The 22,934-nt window shown below is 61.3% G+C and carries 18 protein-coding genes; 10 read left to right on the forward strand and 8 right to left on the reverse strand.

All coding sequences use genetic code 11. The features are described from left to right. Positions 1-328 precede the first annotated feature (328 nt). The 3 genes from trxB to GH665_RS16210 all read left to right on the forward strand — a co-directional run bounded on the left by trxB (position 329) and on the right by GH665_RS16210 (position 2,900). Positions 329-1,327 carry a thioredoxin-disulfide reductase gene (gene trxB, locus GH665_RS16200; protein ID WP_153136696.1) on the forward strand — a complete coding sequence of 333 codons (999 nt, stop codon included), beginning with the start codon at positions 329-331 and terminating at the stop codon, positions 1,325-1,327. A gap of 180 nt (positions 1,328-1,507) precedes the next feature. Beyond that, a complete protein-coding gene (locus tag GH665_RS16205) occupies positions 1,508-2,266 on the forward strand; it encodes a Smr/MutS family protein (RefSeq protein ID WP_153136697.1) in 759 nt (252 codons plus the stop codon). A gap of 13 nt (positions 2,267-2,279) precedes the next feature. Beyond that, complete coding sequence (locus GH665_RS16210; RefSeq protein WP_153138520.1) at positions 2,280-2,900, forward strand: trimeric intracellular cation channel family protein; 621 nt, start codon at positions 2,280-2,282, stop codon at positions 2,898-2,900. 109 nt (positions 2,901-3,009) lie between these two features. Here GH665_RS16210 and fliD read toward each other — a convergent pair whose 3' ends face one another. The 3 genes from fliD to GH665_RS16225 all read right to left on the reverse strand — a co-directional run bounded on the left by fliD (position 3,010) and on the right by GH665_RS16225 (position 7,845). After that, the gene (gene fliD, locus GH665_RS16215) at positions 3,010-4,518 is read right to left on the reverse strand and encodes a flagellar filament capping protein FliD (protein WP_153136698.1); all 1,509 of its coding nucleotides are present in this window, start codon (positions 4,516-4,518) and stop codon (positions 3,010-3,012) included. A gap of 281 nt (positions 4,519-4,799) precedes the next feature. Further along, a complete protein-coding gene (locus GH665_RS16220) occupies positions 4,800-5,951 on the reverse strand; it encodes a flagellin (protein ID WP_153136699.1) in 1,152 nt (383 codons plus the stop codon). A 388-nt stretch (positions 5,952-6,339) separates the two neighbouring features. Next, positions 6,340-7,845: a flagellar hook protein FlgE gene (locus GH665_RS16225; protein ID WP_153136700.1), complete on the reverse strand. Its 1,506-nt coding sequence runs from the start codon at positions 7,843-7,845 to the stop codon at positions 6,340-6,342. Positions 7,846-8,199: 354 nt separating this feature from the next. Between GH665_RS16225 and GH665_RS16230 the strand changes: the two genes are divergently transcribed. Together GH665_RS16230 and GH665_RS16235 are read left to right on the forward strand one after the other, a co-directional pair. Further along, on the forward strand, positions 8,200-8,859 hold the full coding sequence (locus GH665_RS16230; RefSeq protein WP_153136701.1) for a glutathione S-transferase family protein: 660 nt from the start codon (positions 8,200-8,202) through the stop codon (positions 8,857-8,859). Positions 8,860-8,971: 112 nt separating this feature from the next. Continuing rightward, positions 8,972-9,889: a LysR family transcriptional regulator gene (locus GH665_RS16235; protein ID WP_028196751.1), complete on the forward strand. Its 918-nt coding sequence runs from the start codon at positions 8,972-8,974 to the stop codon at positions 9,887-9,889. Between the two features lie 131 nt (positions 9,890-10,020). On the opposite strand, the gene GH665_RS16240 is transcribed toward GH665_RS16235, so the two are convergent. The 4 genes from GH665_RS16240 to GH665_RS16255 all read right to left on the reverse strand — a co-directional run bounded on the left by GH665_RS16240 (position 10,021) and on the right by GH665_RS16255 (position 14,472). Further along, positions 10,021-11,136, reverse strand: a complete 1,116-nt coding sequence (locus GH665_RS16240; RefSeq protein ID WP_153136702.1) for an ABC transporter ATP-binding protein — start codon at positions 11,134-11,136, stop codon at positions 10,021-10,023. A 104-nt stretch (positions 11,137-11,240) separates the two neighbouring features. After that, entirely contained in the window at positions 11,241-12,098 is an 858-nt protein-coding gene (locus GH665_RS16245) for a carbohydrate ABC transporter permease (protein WP_153136703.1), read from the reverse strand. Beyond that, entirely contained in the window at positions 12,088-13,029 is a 942-nt protein-coding gene (locus GH665_RS16250; protein WP_153136704.1) for a carbohydrate ABC transporter permease, read from the reverse strand. The genes GH665_RS16245 and GH665_RS16250 overlap by 11 nt, the downstream gene beginning before the upstream one ends. Positions 13,030-13,224: 195 nt before the next feature. Next, positions 13,225-14,472, reverse strand: a complete 1,248-nt coding sequence (locus GH665_RS16255) for an ABC transporter substrate-binding protein (RefSeq protein ID WP_153136705.1) — start codon at positions 14,470-14,472, stop codon at positions 13,225-13,227. 531 nt (positions 14,473-15,003) lie between these two features. Here GH665_RS16255 and zwf point away from each other — a divergent pair. From zwf to GH665_RS16280, 5 genes are all read left to right on the forward strand, one after another. Continuing rightward, positions 15,004-16,467, forward strand: coding sequence for a glucose-6-phosphate dehydrogenase (gene zwf / locus GH665_RS16260; RefSeq protein ID WP_153136706.1), 1,464 nt, complete (start codon positions 15,004-15,006; stop codon positions 16,465-16,467). A gap of 202 nt (positions 16,468-16,669) precedes the next feature. Then, positions 16,670-17,392, forward strand: coding sequence for a 6-phosphogluconolactonase (gene pgl / locus GH665_RS16265; RefSeq protein WP_153136707.1), 723 nt, complete (start codon positions 16,670-16,672; stop codon positions 17,390-17,392). Continuing rightward, a complete protein-coding gene (locus GH665_RS16270; RefSeq protein ID WP_153136708.1) occupies positions 17,370-19,286 on the forward strand; it encodes a bifunctional transcriptional regulator/glucokinase in 1,917 nt (638 codons plus the stop codon). Before pgl ends, GH665_RS16270 begins: the two co-directional genes overlap by 23 nt. Positions 19,287-19,901: 615 nt before the next feature. Beyond that, positions 19,902-21,032 carry an IS481 family transposase gene (locus GH665_RS16275; protein WP_153134963.1) on the forward strand — a complete coding sequence of 377 codons (1,131 nt, stop codon included), beginning with the start codon at positions 19,902-19,904 and terminating at the stop codon, positions 21,030-21,032. Between the two features lie 216 nt (positions 21,033-21,248). Continuing rightward, positions 21,249-22,175 carry a bestrophin family protein gene (locus tag GH665_RS16280; RefSeq protein WP_153136709.1) on the forward strand — a complete coding sequence of 309 codons (927 nt, stop codon included), beginning with the start codon at positions 21,249-21,251 and terminating at the stop codon, positions 22,173-22,175. A gap of 11 nt (positions 22,176-22,186) precedes the next feature. On the opposite strand, the gene GH665_RS16285 is transcribed toward GH665_RS16280, so the two are convergent. After that, positions 22,187-22,933 carry a lysozyme inhibitor LprI family protein gene (locus GH665_RS16285; RefSeq protein WP_153136710.1) on the reverse strand — a complete coding sequence of 249 codons (747 nt, stop codon included), beginning with the start codon at positions 22,931-22,933 and terminating at the stop codon, positions 22,187-22,189. Position 22,934 lies beyond the last annotated feature (1 nt).

A 22,934-nucleotide genomic window follows, 5' to 3' on the forward strand; every position in this document is an offset into this window, starting at 1 on the left:
GTTGCTTGTGTGGCCGATCTGCCGCCGCAGGCGCGGCCCGAAGCGGCCCGTGGGCGGCTCCAGACCCGATCCTGGCTGCCGGGTCCATCGATGCGATCTATTGTAAACGCAGTGCCACACGCAAGGCTGTAAATGACGGTAACTTAGCCGATTGGCGTCATGGAAGGCCGCCAGGACCCGCCGCAAGGCTATCGCCACGATCGGAAAGCTTCATGGAGCAGGCCGGCGTGCCGCCCTTTATAATGCCGCTCTGATACCCATCTATAGTTCCAGCTCAAGTCGCGCGGCCTCGCATGGGCGAGCCGGGCGCCGTAAAAGGATTTCGATCATGCCCGCAACTTCCACGAAACACGCCAAAGTTCTGATTCTCGGTTCCGGTCCCGCCGGCTATACGGCAGCGGTCTACGCAGCACGCGCCAACCTGTCGCCGGTGCTCGTCACGGGTCTCGCCCAGGGCGGCCAGTTGATGACCACGACCGACGTCGAAAACTGGCCTGCCGACGCCCACGGCGTGCAAGGCCCGGAACTGATGGCGCGTTTCCTGGAGCATGCCGAGCGCTTCAACACCGAAATCATTTTCGACCACATCCACACGGCCAAGCTGGACGAAAAGCCGATTCGTCTGATCGGCGATTCGGGTGAATACACCTGCGACTCGCTGATCATCTCGACCGGCGCATCGGCGCAGTATCTCGGCCTGCCGTCCGAAGAAGCATTCATGGGCAAAGGCGTGTCGGCTTGCGCCACCTGCGACGGCTTCTTCTACAAGCAACAACATGTGGCCGTGATCGGCGGCGGCAATACCGCGGTCGAGGAAGCCCTCTACCTGGCCGGTATCGCAAAGAAGGTCACGGTGATCCATCGCCGCGACAAGTTCCGCGCCGAACCGATCCTGATCGACCGTCTGCTGGCAAAGGAAAAGGAAGGCGTAGTCGAGATCAAGTGGAACAGCACGCTCGACGAAGTGACCGGCGACCAGTCCGGCGTGACCGGCCTGCGTATCAAGAACACGAAAACCGGCGACACCACGGACATCGCGCTGCAAGGCATCTTCGTCGCGATCGGCCACAAGCCGAACACGGATATTTTCGAAGGCCAGCTTGAGATGAAGAACGGCTACATCATCACCAAGGGCGGCCTGAACGGCTTTGCCACGGCAACCAGTGTGGCCGGCGTGTTCGCGGCGGGCGACGTGCAGGATCACGTGTATCGTCAGGCGATCACCAGCGCTGGCACGGGCTGTATGGCCGCCCTCGACGCTCAGCGCTATCTGGAAAGCGTCGAAGAAATTGGCGAGCACGTGATGAGCGCCGAAGCCGAGCGTTGATCATCGGGTAAAGCCTCCCGCGAATCTGCGAGGATAAGCGCGACGGTAAAATGGTGGCTGGGTATGACCCGGCCACCTGCTTGACAGAAGGCCGCGGCGGGTAAGCCGGCGGCCTTTTTTGCGTCCTGACGCGTGTCATCTGCGTCGCGTGATCGATCTACTTCTCTGTGTATTACCCCTATGCCGAAGAATCAGCCCCACCCCAGCGAACCGAAGCGCGCCCGTGCGGTTGCCCGGCCCGCGCCCGAGGCGGCCGCACCCGCCGCCAAACCGAAGATCGAGCCGGCCGCGGGTCTCGCCGGCCTCGGCGCGTTGCGCGACGCGTTAAAGGGCGACACGCAACAGCGTGAACGCGAGCGTACGGCAGCCGTAGCGGCGCAGCGTGAAGCCGCGGCGGACGCCGATCTGTTTCGCCGCGAGATCGGCGCGGTTGCGCCGCTGGCGGTTCCGCCACGCGCCAGCTTGCCGCGCAATCCGCCATCGCCGCTGCCGGTGCAAACCCGGCTCGACGAAGAAGCCGTACTGCACGAAGCAATCTCCGACGAGTTCGATCCCGAGATCCTGCTCGACACCGACGAAACGCTCTCCTATTGCCGGCCCGGCATCAGTCAGGAAGTCGTGCGAAAACTGCGGCGTGGCGACTGGATCGTGCAGGCGCAAATCGATCTGCACGGCATGCGTCGCGAGGAAGCGCGCGAGGCGCTGGCCGAGTTCATTCGCGAATCGGTGAAACGTGGCCTGCGGTGTTTGCGCGTGATTCATGGCAAGGGCCTTGGGTCGATCGGTAAAGAACCCGTGCTGAAAGGCAAAGTACGCGCGTGGCTCGTGCAGAAGTCCGAGGTCATCGCTTTTTGTCAGGCACGTCCGCATGACGGCGGCGCCGGTGCAGTGGTCGTGCTGTTGCAGCCGGGCGCAACGCCGGCTCAGCCCAAGTCCTGACGGAGTCCCGGTGATCCATCCGAGACTGACGCTGGCGCTGGCCGTCATGGAAGCGCTGGCTATTTTCGCGTACGCGATCTCCGGGTTTATCGAAGCCCGAACCCGGCGGCTCGACGCGGTGGGGACCTTCCTCGTGGCGATCGCGACAGCCTTCGGCGGCGGCACCCTGCGCGACGTGCTGCTGGAGCGGCGGCCCTTCTACTGGGTCGAGCATCAGGGCTATCTGATCGCAATCTTCGTGATGTCGCTGTTCGCGCCGACGCTGCTGAAAATGACGTCACGCCTGCTTTCCGAGCGGGTTTTGCTGGTGGCCGATGCGGTGGGGCTGGGTTTGTTCAGCGTGGCCGGTACATCGATCGCACACGACGCGCAGATGCCGTGGTTCACGTCGGTCATGATGGGTGTGTTGACGGGCGTATTCGGCGGCGTAATCCGCGACGTGCTGTGCAACGAGGTGCCGCTGATCCTGCGCGATTCGCGGCCCTACGCGACATGCGCGTTTATCGGGTGCTGGCTGTACGTGCTGCTGGACTACATGAACGTCGATACGGTCTATAGCGTATTGGGCGCCACCGCCTTCATCCTGCTCGCGAGACTGGTGACGTTCAGGTTCAACGTCCGTCTGCCTCACTAGGTTTGCTTCACTGCATTTGCTTCATTACACCTGCGTCAAATAAGCCCGCTTCAAAAAAAACGCGCGCCGCCTGAAACCAGGTGGCGCGCGTTTTGATCTGGCAGCAGCCTTACTTGTTGGTAGCCAACGCCCCTGCACTCTTCGAGCCGCCGAACAGCGCCGTCAGGTACTGGGAATTGTTGTTCATCGTCGCCATCAGCGTGTTGAGCGCGGTGAACTGATTCTGGTACTGCTTCGTCAATTGCGCGCTGTAGTTGGCGAGCGTGGTCTGCTGAGCCGTAATGCTCTTCAGATCGGCGTTCAACGCGGTGTTGCGCGTGTCGATAATGCCGCCCGTCTTCACGAAATCGGTAATGCTCTTGTTCAGCTTGACGCCGATGCCGTCAGTCGAGTTGAACAGCGTGGCAACCTGCGCCGGATTGTTGGTCAGCGACGCAGTCAGCTTCTTGCTGTCGATCACCAACGTGCCGTCCGCCGGATCGCCCTTCAGCGAGATGCCAATCGCCCCCAGCGTCGCCATTGAACCTTTCGGACCGACGCCGCTGCCGATAATCGACGCCAGCGAGTTCTTGATCGTCATCAGCGTCGAGTCGCCCAGCAGCGCGCCGCCCGTCTTCGACGTCTTGTCGTACGAGGACAGCGAGTTGATCGTCGTGACAACCGTGTTGTAGAGATTGGCGAAGTTCGTGATGGCCGTATTCTGCGCGGCCGTATCCGTCGCAATCGTCAATGTCTGCGTGGTGCCGACCGAGGCGCTCGACAGATTCATCGTAACGCCCGCAATCGCCGTCGTGACTGCGTTCGTGGAACTGCTCGCCTCGATTCCGCCAACGGTGAAGAGCGCGTCCTGAGCGGCTTCGCTTTGCCGCCAGGCCCTGTTGGTATCCGACGACACGATCGTGGACCCCGCGCCATTCGCGCCGGGCGTCGAGCTTACGCCGAGGCTCGACAGTCCGTTGTCGTCCGCAACGCCGCTGGTAGACACGTTGATCGTGTTGGCCGCGCCGGTGGCAGTCGAGCGCAGCACCAGGTGGGCGCCGCCCGTGCCGGTCACGATCGTGGCCGTGACGCCGGGATTGTTGCTCGCCTTGTTGATCGCGTTGGCAATGCCGCTCAGCGTGTTGTTGCTGCTGTCGATCGTGACATCCATCGACTTGCCGCCGACCTGAAGCGTCAGCTTGCCGGTGCCCAGCTTGGCGGTGGCGTCGAACGCCGCCGACGACAGGTTCTGCGACGCGGCGATCTGCTTGACCTCGATCGTGTAGCTGCCGGCCACTGCGCCGGCGCCGGCCACCGGGTCCAGGCCCTTGCCGCTCGCGGTGGCGCCAAAGGTCGACAGGGTGGTGCCGTCCGAGAGATTCTTGATGGCGGCCTGCAAGGCGGTCAGCGCCGAACTCAGCGCGCCGAAGGCGGACAGGGTCGTGCTATCGCTCGTCTGTTTGGCCTTGAGCGCCGCCGTCTGGCCGGCCGTCTTTGCATTCACGAGGGCCGACACCAGCGACGCCACGTCCATCGTCGAATTGCCGGTGGAACCGCTGATAATCGATTGCGCCGCTTGCTGCACCAGATTCTGCGCGTTAGCAGTCGCGCTATTCACAGACGTAGTGATCGTTGACATGCAAAGGCTCCGTGCGTCGAATTATTCGTTGTTTATTGCGTGACGCCCCGGTGGTCAGGCTTATTACGGCAGCAAACCGGCTACGTCGTGGTCACATCGGTTTTATTACAATTTTTTCAAATGTTACACTATCTTTCTTGAAAGTTTGTGACGTTTTTCCACAAACGATCCGGTTTCAAGACGGGACCCACACCCGAAGTCGTGGCTCACCCGGTTGGACACTTGAAACCCGGCGAAACGCCGCACTTGCGCGCGACGCATCGCCGTTACTGCGTCAGCTCTTACTGCAGGAGCTTCAGAACTTGCTGCGGGTTCGAGTTAGCTTGCGCCAACACCGAGATACCAGCTTGTTGCAGCACTTGCGCCTTGCTCAGGTTCGCCGTTTCTTGCGCGAAGTTGGCGTCCGTGATTTGCGATTGTGCCGACGACAGGTCGGTCGATTCAGCTTGCTGCGACGTAGCGATTGCCGTGAAGCGGTTTTGTGCGGCACCCAGCGACGCTTGCAGGTTATTGACCGTCTGCAGTGCGTTGTCGATGGAGACCATTGCTTCGTTCGCGCCGGTAACGGTGCTGATGTTCAGGTTCGAAACGGTCGGCGGCGCATTGATTGCGTTGATCTGCGCAATTGCTGCCGTTGCGGCATTGCCTGCCGTGGTGCCCATCGACGTTGCGAGCGTCGAGCTGAGCGTCAGGTTGGTGATCGCCGTGCCCGAACCCGTGGTTGCACCCGAGCTGAAGATTGCGCCGACCGCGGTTGCCGACAGGGCCTGGTTGTTCTGATCCGTGAACGTGAAGCCACCGTTGCCGTCCGACAGCACGTTGACCGACGTGATTGCCGGATTGGCCGCCGACGTGTACGCGCCGGCTGCGTCCGTCGTAACAGCCACCGTGCCGACCGTTTGACCCTTTTGCACCAGGCCGCCACCGATCTTCGCTGCCGACATCGACTGGGTCAGGTTCAGGCTGATGGTCTGGCCAACGTTCGCGCCGACCTGGAACGTCACGTTACCTGCCGAGCCGTCCAGAATGTTCGTGCCGTTGTACGTCGTTTGCGACGCGATACGGTTCACTTCCGAGATCTGTGCCGAAACTTCCTTCTGCAACGCGGCCTGGTCGTTCGGCGACAGCGTGCCGGTCGAGGCTTGCACTGCCAGCTGGCGGATACGTTGCAGGCTGGAGGTCAGCGACGACAGAGCGCTCGATGCGGTTTGAATCATCGACACGCCGTCGTTTGCATTCGACACGCCCTGGTTCAGGCCGTTGATCTGCGTTTGCATACGCGTCGAGATCGCCAGCCCCGCTGCGTCGTCGGCCGCACTGTTGATGCGCTTACCCGATGACAAACGGGTAATGGCTTGCGAAAGTGCGCTTTGCGAGCCATTGAGGTTTTGCTGTGCAACTAGCGAGTTAATGTTGCTATTGATTCCGAGCATGGAAGACCTCTCAAATAAACTTTGGATTTATTACCGACATCGGCAGCGACGAAAGCACTCGTTGATGTTCACCGCAACAGAAATGACGGCCTGGATAAAAGAAACTTGAGAGGTTTACCGAGTTTCAGCCCTAATGAATTTTGTCGAGTTTTGTCGAATTCCCATTCAGCTAATTTTGTGATCCTAACTAAACAGGACGACAAAATAGAAACGAGCAATCGTGCTCGGCTTTGCGAGCCGACGCCGCGGCTCACGAACGCAATACGGAGCATTTTCGTGGCCAACAGGGGCGGTCACGAAGAAAATCTGCCGATAATAAATACCCAGGAACGTCGCGCGAATATCGCTCCACGTTCCTGGGCTTTCTTTATGCCGGCGTCACGATGGCTTAAAGATTCATCAACGTCTGGTCGACCGTTTTTTGCGTCTTGATAGTTTGCGCATTCGCCTGATAGTTGCGTTGCGCGGTAATCATTTTCACCAGTTCGCTTGTCAGATCGACGTTCGAATTTTCAAGCGCGCCACCTTGCAGCACACCGTGATTAGTCGAACCCGGTCCGGATATCTGCGCGCCGCCCGATTGCGAGGTCTGCTGAAATTCGTTATTGCCGAGGTTCACGAGACCATTCTGGTTCGCAAAGTTGGCGAGCACGATCTGGCCGAGCGCCGCGGTTTGCTGGTTCGAGTAGTTGCCGGTCAAGGTGCCGTCGGCGCCGATCGTGAAGCTCGTCAGCGTGCCGGCCGCGTAGCCGTCGGGCTGCAGCGAGCTCACACCGTTCTTGCCGCCGTACTGCGTCGTACCCGCAATGTTCAGCGTCAGGTTCTGCGGCGTCGACGAACCGTCGGTGGTCGGAACGCTGAAATTAAACGCGAACGGTGTAGTAGTGGCGACGCCGTTCTTGTCCGTCGTCCCGAGCAGCGTGCCCGACGAGTTGAAGTTCGCGTGGCCGACCAGCGTCGCGGTGCCGGTCGAGGTGCCCGCGTACACGTTCCACGTGCCGGCCGAGGTCTTGGCGAAGTACATGTTGACCACCTGCGAGCCGCCGAGCGAGTCGTAGACGGTCGTGCTGGTCGAGTAGTTGTACGTTGTCGAAGTGTTCTGATTGAACGCGACCGGCGTCGGCGCGATCGTGTAGCTATCGTTGACCGCCGGCGTACCGTTGAACGTAATGGTCTGGCCGCTGCCGAGCGGAATCGCCGTACCGGAAGTGTATGTGCCGGTGGTCGACGTGCCGAGCGTGTTGTCGGTCACCGTGTAGGCAGTCGCGCTTGTGAACTTAACCGTGTAGTTGTCGTTGTTCGTGCCCGAAGCGGGGTGCGTAATGGTCGCGACGGGCGTGGTCAGCGTGCCGGTATTGGCGCCGGCTGTCACGGTCGGCGTACCGAGCATCAGCTTGTCCTGCGCGTTCAGGTTCAAACCGGCAACAATCCTGGTAGTGGCCTGCGGCGCGATGTTGGCGGTCGGCACGCTCAGCGGCACGGTTTGCGCCGTGTTGATGACGCCCCCGGCACCCGCCGCGTACCCCATCAGTTTCAGGCCTTGCGCATTGGTGATAAAGCCGTTCTTGTCGAGCTGGAAGACGCCGTTGCGCGAATACACCAGCGAGCCATCGTGCGACATCTGGAAGAAACCGTTGCCGTTGATCGCGACGTTGAGCGCCTGGTTGGTGCCGCTGATCGTGCCTTGCGAGAACTGTTGCTGCACTTCGGAGAGCCGGGTGCCGATGCCCACCTGGTTGCTCACCGCTGTCGCCACCGAATTGGCGTACATGTCGGCGAATTGCGCGGAACCGCTCTTGAAGCCAACCGTATGAGAGTTGGCGATATTGTTGCCGATCACGTCAAGATTCTGCGACGCTGCCGACACCCCACTCAAACCTTGCTGGTACCCCATCGTGGTCTCCGCTCCAGAAAATCGTACTCGGTGGCTTAACGGTTATTCGCTATTCTTCGATGTGGCGCCCAGGACAGTTGAACCAGGTCGCTTGGCCGCCACACCTGCATTCTTACAATTGTTTCAAATGTTACGTCATATTTCATGAAAGTATTGTGGATATTTGTCATAGGAATGCGGCGACCCGAGCCTGTGCCCAATTTTTATGCGGATCCGCCTGATTGGTGCGTGCCGCAGTGGCAGATTGGTGCCGGCGATTGTCGATTTCCGGCGCTACCGTTCGTCGTGCTGTAAACGGCCACCCCGGCCGTCACCGCGCTACTGCGCACCTCGCAACCGTCACAGGTGACCACGATGACCCTGAAGCTCTACGCCCACCCTTTCTCCTCGTACTGTCAGAAGGCGCTGACCGCGCTTTACGAAAACGGCACGCCGTTCGAACTACGCCTCCTTGCGCACGACGACCCGCAGGTCATGGCGGAATTCGCCGCGCTCTGGCCGATCAAGCGCTTTCCCGTGCTGGTCGACCGCGACCGGGCCGTGATGGAGGCGAGCATCATCATCGAGTATCTCGGCCTGTATCACCCCGGACCGGTGCCGCTCCTGCCGGCTGACGCCCGCGCCGCGCTGGAAGTGCGCAGCATGGATCGCTTCTTCGACAATTACATCTCCACGCCGCAGCAAAAGATCGTCTACGACAGCCTGCGCGCCGAAGCGGAGCGTGACCCGCGCGCCGTGGCCGATGCGCGCGACATGCTCGACACCGCCTACGGCTGGCTCGACAAGGTGATGGCCGGGCGCGAATGGGCAGCGGGCGATACGTTCAGCCTCGCCGACTGCGGCGCGGGGCCGTTTCTGTTCTATGCCGACTGGACGCATCGCATCAGCCCGGATTTTGAGCACGTGCTCGCCTACCGTAAGCGGCTACTGGCCCGGCCATCGTTCGCCCGCGCGGTCGACGAGGCACGCCCGTACCGCCCGCTATTCCCGCTCGGCGCGCCCGACCGGGACTGAACGCAAGCACCCGCCGCGGAGCCGGCATAGCCGCACGAACGAGCCAAGCCTATTTCCAGGCGATACACTTCACTTCGAAACCCACTTCAGCCCATTACTCATAAGGCAACACATGGACCGTTTCGAAGCGATGGAGATATTTACGCGGGTGGTCGAAGCGAACAGCTTCACCAAAGTATCCGAGTCGCTCGACCTACCCCGCGCCAAAGTCAGCCGCACCATTCAGGCGCTGGAAGAGCACGTCGGCGTGCGGCTTCTGAACCGTTCGACGCGGCAGGTCAGCGTCACCGAAGACGGCGCGCTGTTCTACGAGCGCTGCGTGCGCATACTCGCGGAAGTCACCGACGCCGAATCGTCGCTGTCGAACAAGCGCGAGAATCCGAGCGGCACGATTCGCGTGGATACCTCCGGCACGCTCGCCCGTGCGCTGCTGCTGCCCGCGCTTGACGATTTCTACCGGCAATACCCCGAGATCGACGTACGGCTCGGACTGGCGGATCGCAATATCGATCTGATTCAGGACGGGGTGGATTGCGTGATCCGCATGGGCACGCCGGAAGAGTCGAGTCTCGTGGCGCGGCACATCGGTCAGGCGCGGATCGTGACCTGCGCGTCGCCCGCCTATCTGGAGAAATTCGGCACGCCCGCCACGCTCGACGAGCTCAGCGAACATCGCGCGGTCAACTACATTTCCGCGCGCAGCGGCAAGACCTTTCCGTTCGAATACGAGGTGGACGGCGAGATCGTCAAGGTCACGCTGAAGAGCGTGCTCGCGGTCAACGACGGCAGCGTCTACATCGGCGCGGCTGCGCTCGGTCACGGCATCATCCAGCCGTCACGCTTCATGGTCGCCGATCTGATCGCGCAAGGCGCGCTCAGGGAAATTCTCACGGACTATACGAGCCCCAGCACGCCGCTGTCGATTTTGTACGCACATCGCCGTAATCTGAGTTCGCGGCTTCGCGCCTTCACCGAGTGGGTCACCGAGCTGGCGCACAACAATCCGGATCTGCGCATCAAGGACGTTTGACATCATGATGCGAGGGCTCCGCGTTCATCTTGCGGCGCCGATGCCAAGCTCGCCTGGAAAAAAGAAAACCCCGAGCGTCTCACAACGCACGGGGCTTTCTTCAACTCGAATCGTCCGCCTGACAACCCGCTTCAGGCAATCCGTTCTTCATTGGTCGGATCGAACAGCACGGCCTTCGAAGCATCGAACAGCAATGTCGTAGTCGACAAGGGCTGCGGATTCGAAGCCGGGTGCACGCGGCTCACAATGCGCTTGCCGTTCACCTGCGCGAACACCAGCGTATCCGGACCGGTCGGCTCGATCACGTCGACCTTCACGTCGATCGGCTGCAGGTTCGCGTGGTCACCATGCGCACCGCGTGCGTCGGTGATCCGCTCCGGGCGCAGGCCGAGAATCACTTCGCGCCCAACGTGCGACTTCACCTTCGCTGAATCGAACGGCAGATTCAGCACATTGCGCGCCGTGCCTGTATCCAGCTCGATGCCCACGCCCGAACCCTGCTCCACGAGCTTGCCCTGGATGAAGTTCATCGGCGGCGCGCCGATAAAGCCGGCCACGAACAGATTGGCCGGCGAGTCGTAGATATCCTGCGGCGCGCCGAACTGCTGGACGATGCCGTCTTTCATCACCGCGATGCGGTCGCCGAGCGTCATTGCTTCGATCTGATCGTGCGTCACGTAGACGATCGTCGTGCCGAGACGCTGATGCAGCAGCTTGATTTCCGAACGCATCTCGATACGCAGTTTCGCGTCGAGGTTCGACAGCGGTTCGTCGAACAGGAACATCACCGGATCGCGCGCGAGCGCCCGGCCCATCGCCACACGCTGACGCTGGCCACCGGACAGTTGACCCGGCTTGCGGTCCAGCAGGTGCGTGATCTGCAGTGTGTTCGACACACGGTCGACGATCTGCGCCTGCTCCTGCTTCGGCACCTTGCGGATACCCAGGCCGAACGAGATGTTCTCGCGCACCGTCATCGACGGATAGAGCGCGTACGACTGGAACACCATCGCGATGTCGCGATCTTTCGGCGAGAGGTTGTTCACCGTCTTGCCGTCGATCTGGATCTCGCCCTTGGTGACGGTTTCGAGGCCGGCGATCATGTTGAGCAGCGTCGATTTCCCGCAGCCCGAGCCGCCGACGAGAATCAGGAACTGGCCGTCTTCGATGTCGATATTGACACCCTTCAGAACCGGCACCCCGTTCGGGTAAGTCTTGTACACGTCACGGATGGAAAGGCTTGCCATGCTGTGAATCCTCTTGTCTCTGGTACAGCTTGAAAACTCTGGTCGGATGACGACGGCGCACTATCAACGAAGCGCCGCCGCGATGCGTATGGTTTGGCCTCGGGTTAGCCCTTGACTGCGCCCGCCGTCAGACCGCGCACGAAATAGCGGCCCGCGACGATATAAACGAGCAGCGTCGGCAACGCGGCGATGATCGCGCCAGCCATGTCCACGTTGTATTCCTTCACGCCGGTCGAGGTGTTCACGAGGTTGTTCAGCGCCACCGTGATCGGCATCGAATCGACACCGGAGAACACAATCCCGAACAGGAAGTCATTCCAGATCTGCGTGAATTGCCAGATCAGGCACACCATGAAAATCGGCAGCGACACCGGCAGCAGAATCTTCGTGAAGATCGTGAAGAAGCCCGCACCGTCGATCCGCGCGGCCTTCACGAGCTCAGCCGGAATACTCACGTAGAAGTTGCGGAAGAACATCGTCGTGAAGGCAATCCCGTAGATCACGTGCACCACCACCAGACCGGTTGTCGTGTTCGACAGGCCGAGCATGCCTTCGAAACGCGCCATCGGCAGCAGGATCGCCTGGAACGGAATGAAACAGCCGACCAGCAGCATCGTGAAGATCGGATCGGCGCCACGGAAACGCCAGTGCGTGAGCACATAACCGTTAAACGCGCCGATGATCGACGAGATCAGCACGGCCGGAATCACCATGCGCACGGAGTTCATGAAGAACGGTTGCATGCCGTCGCAACGCACGCCGGTACATGCTCCGCTCCATGCCTTGATCCAGGGGGCGACCGTCCAGTGAGTCGGCGGCGTGAGCAGGTTACCGGAGCGCAGCTGGTCGATGTCCTTGAACGAGGTGGACAGCATCACGTACAGCGGAAACAGGAAATACAGGGCGAACAGAATCAAGGCCGCATAAATGACGGCACGGCTGATCGTCATCTTAGGCTGCATTGCGGGTGCTCCTCGATTCCAGATACATCAGCGGCACGAGCACGGCCACAACGGTCGCGAGCATCATCATCGACGATGCCGCGCCGACGCCCAGTTGCCCGCGATTGAACGAAAACGTGTACATGAAAATAGCCGGCAGCGATGAAGACGTACCCGGGCCGCCCGCGGTTAGCGCGACAACCAGGTCGAAGGTCTTGATCGTGATGTGGCAGAGAATCAGCAGCACGGAGAAGAACACCGGGCGCATGCTCGGAATCACGATCTTGCGGTAGATGGTGGGCAAGCCCGCGCCGTCCATCTGCGCGGCCTTGAAAATTTCCCCGTCGACACCGCGCAGGCCCGCGAGGAACAGCGCCATCACGAAGCCGGTGGACTGCCACACCGCCGCGATCACGACGCAGAAAATCGCCTTGTCGGGGTCGCCAAGCCAGCTGAACGAGAAGCTCGTCCAGCCCCAGTCGTGGAACACCTTCTCGAGGCCGACGCTCGGCGTCATGATCCATTGCCACGCCGTACCCGTCACGATGAACGAGAGCGCCATCGGATAAAGGAACACGGCGCGCAACGCGCCTTCATTGCGAATCTGCTGATCGAGCAGGATCGCGAGGAACAGGCCGAGGCCGATGCAGATCGCGATAAACGGAATGCCGAACCAGCCGAGGTTGGCAGCCGAGGTCCAGAACACATCGTTGTCGAACAGTTCGCGATAACGATCAAGACCGACAAAATCATAGCGCGGCATCAGTCGCGAATTCGACAGCGACAGATAGCCGGTAATAGCGATGAAACCATACACGAAGATCAGGCTGATCACGACGCTGGGTGCGAGCACCAGCTTCGGAATCCAGCGATCGGCAAGGGCCGCCATCGGCGACGTGCGGCGGGTCACGGAAGCCGTGGTTTTCCCGTTTCCGCTGATAGAAGCAGTCACTACTCGACTCCTGCTGAAACTGTACCGCCGGGCCGCCCGCATGGAAAACGCGTGGCCGCAACGGCATAGGTGTGACTCGATGAAACCAGGGGTGAAGTCTCTCGCCCTAAGTAACGCAACTGCTGCAAGCACTCTGAAGCGTGCGCCCGGCGCCCACCAGGGGGACCGCCAGGCGCACTACTTCACCTACACTGCTTACTTGGTCTTCGCTGCCTTCGCGAGCGCGGCAACCGCGGTCTTCGAATCTTCCTGCGAGTTCATGAACTTCGTGACCACGTCCGAGATCGCACCGGCTGCTGCATCCGGTTGCGCCATGCCGTGTGCCAGCGAAGGCACGTAGCCGCCCGACTTGATCGCCACCTGTTCATCCGCATACGACTTCTTCGCGCAGTCGTCGAACTTGGCCATCGACACGCCCAGGCGAACCGGGATCGAACCCTTGTTCAGGCTGAACTGTTCCTGGAAGTCCGGCGACATGATCGTCTTGGCGAGTGCCAATTGACCCGGCGTTGCACCCGTCTGACCCTTCTGCTGGAAGAACACGAACGAGTCGACGTTGAACGTGTAGGCCTTTTCCGTGCCCGGCACCGCGGCGCAGACATAGTCCGAACCCGCCTTCTTGCCGGCGTTGGCGAACTCGCCCTTCGCCCAGTCGCCCATGAACTGCATGCCGGCCTTGCCGTTGATGACCATCGCCGTAGCCAGGTTCCAGTCACGGCCCGTGCGGCCCGCGTCGAAGTAACCCTGGATCTTGCGGACCGTGTCGAACACGCCGACCATCTGCTCCGACGTCAGCGTCTTCTCGTCGAGATCAACCAGCGCCTTCTTGTAGAAAGCCGGACCTTGCGACAGCACGACGTCTTCCCACAGCGTCAGGTCTTGCCACGGTTGACCGCCCATCGCGATCGGCTGGATGCCCGCGGCCTTCATCTTGTCGGCCACCGCGAAGAACTCAGGCCACGTGGTCGGCACCTTGCCGCCTGCCTTGTCCAGCGCTGCCTTGTTGATGTACAGCCAGTTCACGCGGTGCACCGAGAACGGTGCTGCCACATAGTGGCCGTCCGCGTGCATGATCTTGTCGATTTCCGGCGGCAGGTTCTTCTTCCAGTCGGTTGCGGCCGAGTCGATCGGCACCAGCACGCCTTGCGAAGCCCAATCCTGGATCAGCGGACCCTTGATCTGCGCAGCGCTCGGCGCGTTGCCCGAGATCACCTGCGTCTTCAGTGCCGTCATGGCAGCCGCACCCGCGCCGCCAGCAACCGCGAAGTCCTTCCACGTGTAACCCTGCTTCGTCATGTCGTCCTTGAGGACGCCGACGGCTTTCGATTCGCCGCCCGAAGTCCACCAGTGCAACACTTCGATCGACTCGGCAGCCTGTACGGCCGAGACGCCACACATCAGACCCGCAGCGCACAAAGCGCCCATGATCGCGCGAAATTTCATTGCTTATCTCCTCCAGACACCTGAACAAAAAACAAATGGCCCCTGATGTCGCCAGGGTGCTGTGGTTGGTTCAAACAGGCAAAACACTGGGCGATCGAGCACGGTCGGGCGCATGCTTCATGCATGTGCCGGCGGACCGATATCCGGCCGCTGGAAGCTCAAGAGATGAGTGGTTCGGGATGCAACTGACTGTCTCCTCTTTTGATTTTTGCCTGCCCGCGTCGCGCGCGGCAGACTCGAGGTGCCTCACACGTTAACCCTGACGCCAGACCCGCCTTCCGGCTTTCCGTAAGGGCCGCCGGGGGCATGCTGGCACGTGTCCGCACGCAATGTCCGTTAACATGCAGGTGACGCCTGCCGATTCGGGAAAACGCGCATCTAGCCTTACAGCGCACGCTTTTTTCATCGAATTAGCGCTACCTCTTGATTTGGATTGTAGTTAAACTACAATTCAGTGTCAAAAAATATTTTATCGGACTACGGTCGCCCTTCCTGATCACCACGGCGGCCCCAGGATATCGACGGAGACTCATGCAAACCGATTCAAGCTTCACCTTCGTTCTCTTCGGCGGAACCGGCGATCTGTCGATGCGCAAGATCCTGCCGGCACTGTTTGAAGCGCACCGTGCAGGTGGCATGCTGGCCGAAAGTGGCAAGATCTTCGCGGTGGCGCGGCATGTGGCGGATCGCGCCGGCTACCTGGAATGGGTCAATGAGCACGTCAAGCCGCACGTGTCGAAGAACGGTCTGGATGAAACCGCATGGGCGAGCTTTCTCGACCGTATCGAGTTCGTGAAGATCGACCTGGGCAAGCCCGAAGACTTCGTGCTGCTGCGCGACGCCATAAGCGGCCTGCCCGGCATTCGCGTGTTCTATCTGGCAACGGGTCCGTCGCTGTTCGTACCGATCTGCCACGCGCTGGCGTCGGTGGGACTCAACGAAAATTCGCGCATCGTGCTGGAAAAGCCGCTCGGCTACGACCTCAAGTCGTCCAATGCAATTAATGATGCAGTCGGTGAAATCTTCGCCGAAGAACAGATCTACCGGATCGACCACTACCTCGGTAAGGAGCCGGTGCAGAACCTGCTCGCGCTGCGCTTCGGCAATGTGCTGTTCGAACCGTTGTGGCGCCGCGAATGGGTGGAGAGCATTCAGATTACGATTGCGGAAGAACTCGGCGTGGAAGCACGCGGCGACTTCTACGACAACACCGGCGCATTGCGCGACATGGTGCAGAACCACTTGCTGCAACTGCTTTCCATCGTCGCGATGGAACCGCCGCATTCGATGGATTCCGACTCGGTCCGTGACGAAAAGCTGCGCGTGCTGCGCGCCTTGAAACCGATCGATCCGCGCGATATTGGCAAGGTCGCGGTGCGCGGCCAGTATCATGCGGGTGTGATCCGTGGTCATGCGGTGCCGGCGTATGCAACCGAACCTGGCGTGAAGCCGGACAGCACGACTGAAACCTTCGTCGCGCTGAAGGTGGAAATCGAGAACTGGCGTTGGGCCGGCGTGCCGTTTTTCCTGCGCACCGGCAAGCGTCTCGCGGATCGTGTCGCTGAGATCGTGGTGAATTTTCGTGCGGTGCCGCATTCTGCACTGGGCGCGTCCGCGTTGCGCGGCGGTGCGAACCGTCTCGTGATCCGTTTGCAGCCGAACGAGACCATTCGCCTTTACTGTCTGGCGAAGCAGCCGGGCGAAGGCATGAACCTCGCCAGCGTTCACCTCGACCTCGCGTTCGACCGGTTCTTCCGCGAAGGGCAGATGGAGGCGTATCAGCGTCTGTTGCTCGATGTCATCAACGGCCGTCTCGCGCTGTTTGTACGGCGTGATGAACAGGAAGCCGCATGGCGTTGGGTCGAGCCGATCCTCAACGAATGGGCCGTGTCGAACAAGCCGCCCAAGCCGTATGCCGCAGGCACGTGGGGACCGGCCGCGGCGAGCGCGATGTTGGCGCAGCATGGCACCTGCTGGCTCGAGGAAGAGAATTGAATCAACTGAAGCACGGCGCCGCGCCATGCCTGATCGCGATCCCGATCGAAGCACAGCGCAGCGTCTGCGGGACCCACTGACGAACTGAACGGAATGGCGCCGGTATCACGAAGGCGCCTGCAAGTCATCCCGCTTGCAGGTATCGCGTGACAGCAGCACGGCACGTTCCGCAGATCTAACAAGAAAGCAGCACGGAGGAGAAGTGATCGAGCTTCACGCTTTCGACGATCAACGCGCCCAATCCGACGCGTTGGCGAAGGCGGTTGGCGACGCGTTACATGCGTCGCTCGCCGCACAGGCGGCCACGGCCGCAGCAGGCGCGCCACATCCTGGCGCGCGCCCGGCAATGCTTGCAGTGTCCGGCGGCACCAGTCCGCGTCCGTTCCTGCAGACGTTGTCCACGCAAGCTTTCGACTGGGCGCGCATTGCCGTGACGCTGGTCGACGACCGCTGGGTGCCGGAAACGGATGGCGCGAGCAATTCGCAACTCGTGCACGACACGCTGTTGCAGAACGCTGCGAAGCACGCCGCTTTCTGGCCGCTGGTGGATACGGCGCAGGACCTGAACGCGCACGTTGCCGCGCTGAACGCCGACTCGCGCTTTAGCGCGGTGCCGGACGTCGCGATTCTCGGCATGGGCGAAGACGGCCACACCGCGTCGATTTTCGCCGATGCGCCTGAATGGGATCACGCGATCACCACATCCGAGCGCTTTGTCGCCGTGCATCCCGGCAGCGCGCCGCATGCGCGTGTGAGCTGGTCGCTCTCCGCTCTGAAAGAAGTGAAGCATCTGTTTTTGCTGATCGCAGGACCGCGCAAGATGGACGTGCTGAATGCCGCCGCCGCTTCGCTACAAAAAAATGCCATCTCGCAGTTGGCAAACGACAAGGGAGTGAGACTCGATGTCTACTGGTGTGCAAACTAAGGCTGCTCCGGGCGCGGGCCAGCACGCCGACGGACCGAGGCTGCTCGCCGACATCGGCGGCACCAACGCGCGCTTCGCGCTCGAAACCAGCCCCGGCGAGATCAGCTCGGTGCAGGTCTATCCGTGCGCCGACTATCCGGGCGTTGCCGAAGTCATCAAGAAGTATCTGAAGGACACCAGGATCGGCCGCGTGAATCATGCGGCGATTGCGATTGCGAACCCGGTCGACGGCGATCAGGTCAGGATGACCAATCACGACTGGAGCTTTTCGATCGAAGCCACGCGCCGCACGCTCGGCTTCGACACGCTGCTGGTGGTGAACGACTTCACCGCACTGGCCATGGCGCTGCCGGGTCTGACCGACATGCAACGCGTGCAGGTAGGCGGCGGCGCGCGCCGCCCGAACAGCGTGATCGGCCTGCTCGGTCCGGGCACGGGCATGGGCGTGTCCGGCCTGATTCCGGCCGACGACCGCTGGATCGCGCTTGGCAGTGAAGGCGGCCACGCCACCTTCGCGCCGGCCGACGAGCGCGAAGATATCGTGCTGCAGTACGCACGCAAGAAGTGGTCGCACGTTTCGTTCGAGCGTGTAGCGGCGGGCCCCGGCATCGAAGTGATCTACCGTGCGCTCGCGGGCCGCGACAAGAAGCGCGTGGCGGCGAACGTCGACACGATCGAGATCGTCAAACGCGCGCTGGACGGCGAGCCGCTCGCAGCCGAATCCGTCGATGTGTTCTGCGGGATTCTCGGCACCTTCGCGGGCAATATCGCGGTGACGCTCGGCGCATTGGGCGGCATCTACATTGGCGGCGGCGTGGTGCCGCGGCTCGGCGAATTCTTCGCGCGTTCGTCGTTTCGCAAGCGCTTCGAAGCAAAGGGGCGCTTCGAGGCCTATTTGCAGAACGTGCCGACCTACGTGATTACCGCTGAGTATCCGGCGTTTCTGGGGGTGTCGGCGATTCTCGCGGAGCAGTTGTCGAACCGCGCGGGCGGCAGTTCATCGGCCGTGTTCGAGCGGATTCGCCAGATGCGCGATGCGTTGACGCCGGCCGAGCGCCGCGTGGCCGATCTTGCGTTGAATCATCCGCGCTCGATCATCAACGATCCGATCGTGGATATTGCACGCAAGGCCGACGTGAGCCAGCCGACGGTGATCCGTTTTTGCCGCTCGCTTGGTTGCCAGGGCTTGTCCGATTTCAAGCTAAAACTGGCGACGGGTTTGACTGGCACGATTCCGGTGAGTCACAGCCAGGTGCATCTGGGCGATACCGCGACGGACTTCGGCGCGAAGGTGCTCGATAACACCGTGTCCGCGATTCTGCAGTTGCGCGAGCATTTGAATTTCGACCAGGTCGAGCGGGCCATTGATCTATTGAACGGTGCGCGGCGGATCGAGTTTTATGGGCTCGGCAATTCGAACATTGTCGCGCAGGATGCGCATTACAAGTTCTTCCGGTTTGGCATTCCGACGATTGCTTATGGCGATCTGTACATGCAGGCGGCGTCTGCTGCGTTGCTTGGCAAGGGTGATGTGATCGTTGCCGTGTCGAAGTCGGGGCGTGCGCCGGAGCTGCTGCGTGTGCTGGATGTCGCCATGCAGGCGGGGGCCAAGGTGATTGCCATTACGTCGAGCAATACGCCGCTGGCCAAGCGGGCTACCGTCGCTTTAGAAACCGATCACATTGAGATTCGCGAGTCGCAGTTGTCGATGATTTCGCGGATCTTGCATCTGGTGATGATCGATATTCTTGCGGTGGGGGTGGCGATTCGGCGTGCTGTGCCTAGCGAGGATGTGGCTGAGACGGTCGCTAAGGCGCGACAGGGTGCGGATGATGATGCTACTGCTGTGCTTGACTGGTTAAGTCATGGGGCTGCGTCTTCCGCGCGGGATTAAGGAGGGGGCCTGCTCGGCGGGTTTCTTGCTTTTTGGCGTTGCCTTGCTGGGGGTGGTCTGTTCTGTTGTTGGTCTTTTGGCCTTTCCTTGCTGTGTTAGTGGTCTATTAGCGTTCCCCCTGTGCGGGGGGGCACCTACTTTTCTTTGCCTGCCGCAAAGAAAAGTAGGCAAAAGAAAGCGGCTCAAACCGCTAATTCTTAAGCGGGTCCCCTGGCTTGGAGGGGGTAGTGGTGCATCTGGAATCTGTCGCCTCGCACATTCGGCGTTAGTGACAAGGCAGTCATACTTCCGGCGGCCTGCGCCGCCGAAACCCGGTTTCGAAAACCATCAGTTATGCAAAGCGCCGGCCAGGTTTCCCAGGTAGACCCGTCCGCGACGCACGCAGTGCGGAGTGGGAGCTGATGAGCGCTTTGTCACTAACGCGGAGTGTGCGGGGGCACGGATTCCAGATGCACCACTACCGCGGCTGTGCGGGGGACCCGCTTATGAGCTGGCGGGGTGAGCCGCTTTCTTTGCTTATCTTTCTTTGCGGCGGTGTATAGACCGGAGACATAGCTGACAGGTGTGCGGGGACATGGTTGACACTTCCGGGTACTAAAACGCCCGGTCCCGACCATGCCCTGGAACGCAAGAGACACCATGAGCCTCCGACAGGAATTTGTTCATCTGGCCAGTCAGGACACGCTGACGATGACCGAGCTGTGCCAGCGCTTTAACATCAGCCGGCAGACCGGCTACAAATGGCTCCATCGCGGCGAGCATGCGCTGGCAGATCAATCCCGACGCCCGCTCAGCAGTCCGTCGAAGACCCCCACTGCGATGGAGCAGGAAGTGGTACGGCTGCGCCAGACCCATCCGCGCTGGGGCGGACGCAAGATCAGCCGGCGCCTGCGTGATCTGGGCCTTGAGGCGGTGCCGCAGCCCAGCACCGTGACCGACATCCTGCACCGGCACAACCTGATCCTGCCGGCCGATTCAGCGATGAGCCAACCCTGGAAGCGCTTTGAGCACGAGCAGCCTAACGTACTCTGGCAGATGGACTTCAAGGGGCACTTTGAGACCCTCGGGAAGGGGCGCTGCAGCCCCCTGACGGTACTCGACGACCACTCGCGCTTCAGCATCCTGCTGCGCGCCTGTGGACCCACCGACACCGCTACCGTGCAGACAGGATTACGGGAGGCGTTTGGACACTATGGCCTGCCGTTACGCATCAATACCGATAACGGCTCGCCGTGGGGTTCGCCTGGCAGTCCGGGGCAACTCACCGAACTGGCCGTCTGGCTGATCCGGCTGGGTATCCGCATCAGTTACAGCCGGCCTTACCACCCGCAGACCAACGGCAAGGACGAACGGTTTCACCGTACGCTGAAGGCTGAAGTACTGAACGGACGAAGCTTCGCTACCCAGCAGCACGTGCAACAGGAACTGGACCGCTGGCGCACCGTATATAACTGCGAGCGCCCGCATGAGGCGATCGGCATGGACACGCCCATCAGCCGTTACCGGCCGAGCCCCCGGGCGTATCCATCGATCCTGCCGGAGCCGGAGTACGGCCCGGATGACGTGGTGCTGCTGGTTAAATCGGATGGCCGGCTACGCTTTGAAGGACGGCACCTCAAGGTCTCGAATGCACTTTATGGACTGCCGGTTGCGGCACGCGCAAAGCCGGGCGAAGACGGCGTATTTGAATTCTGGTTTGCCCATCACCGCATCCTCACCCTTGACCTGAGGAGCGACAATCACTGACCATAAAGTGTCAATGATGTCTCCGCACGTTTGTCAACCATGTCTCCGGTCTATACACGGCGGCAAAGAAAGTAAGTGCCGCCCCGCACAGGGGCAACGCTAATAGACCACTAACGCAGCAAGGAAAGGCCAAAGACCCAAAGAGCCCCTCAACCAAAAAAGCGATAATAAGAACACCACCCGCCGAAGGCAAAAAACCCCAGCCCCCAAACCCCAATGATCATCCGCCCCCATCTCCATTGGTTCCGCATGCTGCTGGCCTGGCGAGGCTCCGTCCTCCCGCAACTCCTCCCGCGGCTATCCCTGATTTTCTGCATTGCGATCATCGCAGTGGCCGCCCACGACCACCTGCTGCCGGTCACGTTGAACCTCAACACCACCGCCCCGTTCTCGCTGGTAGGCATAGCGTTAGCAGTCTTTCTAGGCTTCCGGAACAACGCCAGCTACGACCGCTGGTGGGAAGCCCGCAAGCTCTGGGGCCAATTGCTGAACGATTCCCGCTCGCTCACCCGCCAAGCGCTCACGCTGCAAAACAAACCGCTGCCCAAAGAGGACATCAGAGAGTTCATCGCCGCTCTAGGCGCCCTCCCCCATGCACTGCGTCATCAACTCCGCAAAAGCGACCCGCGTGAAGATCTCGCGGCACGCCTGCCCAAAGCGCTTCTCGACCGCGTCATGGCGTCGCGCTACAAACCAACGACACTCCTGCTGTTTCTCGGCGAATGGGTGCAACGCCACGCCCAAACAGGCGCGATCGATCCAATGGCGGTGCTCGCCTTCGATCGAAATCTGAATGGTCTGTCGGATGTGATCGGCGGCTGCGAACGCATCGCCTCGACGCCGCTGCCTTTCGCCTACTCGGTGATGATTCACCGCACGGTGTATTTCTTCTGCGCGTCCCTGCCGTTCGGACTGGTCGACAGCATCGGGATCTTCACGCCGGTCTTCTCGGTGTTCGTCGCGTATACCTTCATGGCGCACGAAGCAATCGCCTCGCAGATCGAAGATCCCTTCGGCATCGACGACAACGATCTCGCACTCGAAACCATGTCGCTCGGTATCGAAGACGCGATGCGCGACCTGCTAGGGGACCCGGCACTTGCGCAGCCGAAGCCGCAAGCCGAACCCTACGTGCTCACCTAAGCCGCGAGCACTCAGTCGTTGCCGACGGTTTCGGATAAACGTTTGAGCGTGGCCACCCGGGCGCCGATGATATCGATGCGCCCACGCTCATCGACCAACGGCGTGGTCGCGTTGAGATACGCGGTCCAGGCCTTTTGTGCGCGTACAAGTGTCGGACGCGAACGCGTCGGCATCTTCGCCTGCAAGCGGCGGTAGTAGCGGTTCAGGTCGAACATCGCGTGCTCGCATTGCGCGTCCGCATTACAGGCGCGCGCACGGCGCGGCCCGTCTCCGCCGGCGCTGATCCTGGCCATGGCGCTGCGCAGCGCAAGCGCGCGATCGCGCACCGGTTGCAACTGCATATCGGCTTCGGCCAGCACGTACATCGAGCCGTGCGTCGTCGCGAACACGGCTGCAAGCAACTGCTTCTCGACCTCACGCGAGGCCTCCCAGCTCGCCTGGCTCTTCTCCCACTGCTTGCGCCGGGCGCGCGGCAACTTCGCGTCAAGCTGCTGCCACGCGCCGTCTAATGCGGCCTTCCAGCCGATTCGCGCGTTGTCCATGCACTGCACCTGCCCCACCGTCGACGACATGTCGCTGCGCGCCAGACACGCGCGCATCGACGCGTCAATCGGGTCGGCGGCGGCCACTTCAGCATGCGCCGTCGTAGGCGTCACGCCAAGCGCCGCCACGAGTACCATCGCCGGCTTTGCCAGGGCCAGCGCGCCAAACGCGCGCCGCCAGCCGCCAGCGCCCAGCAGGGACTGCACTACCCGCATC

It is taken from the genome of Paraburkholderia agricolaris (assembly GCF_009455635.1).
GTDB lineage: Bacteria > Pseudomonadota > Gammaproteobacteria > Burkholderiales > Burkholderiaceae > Paraburkholderia > Paraburkholderia agricolaris.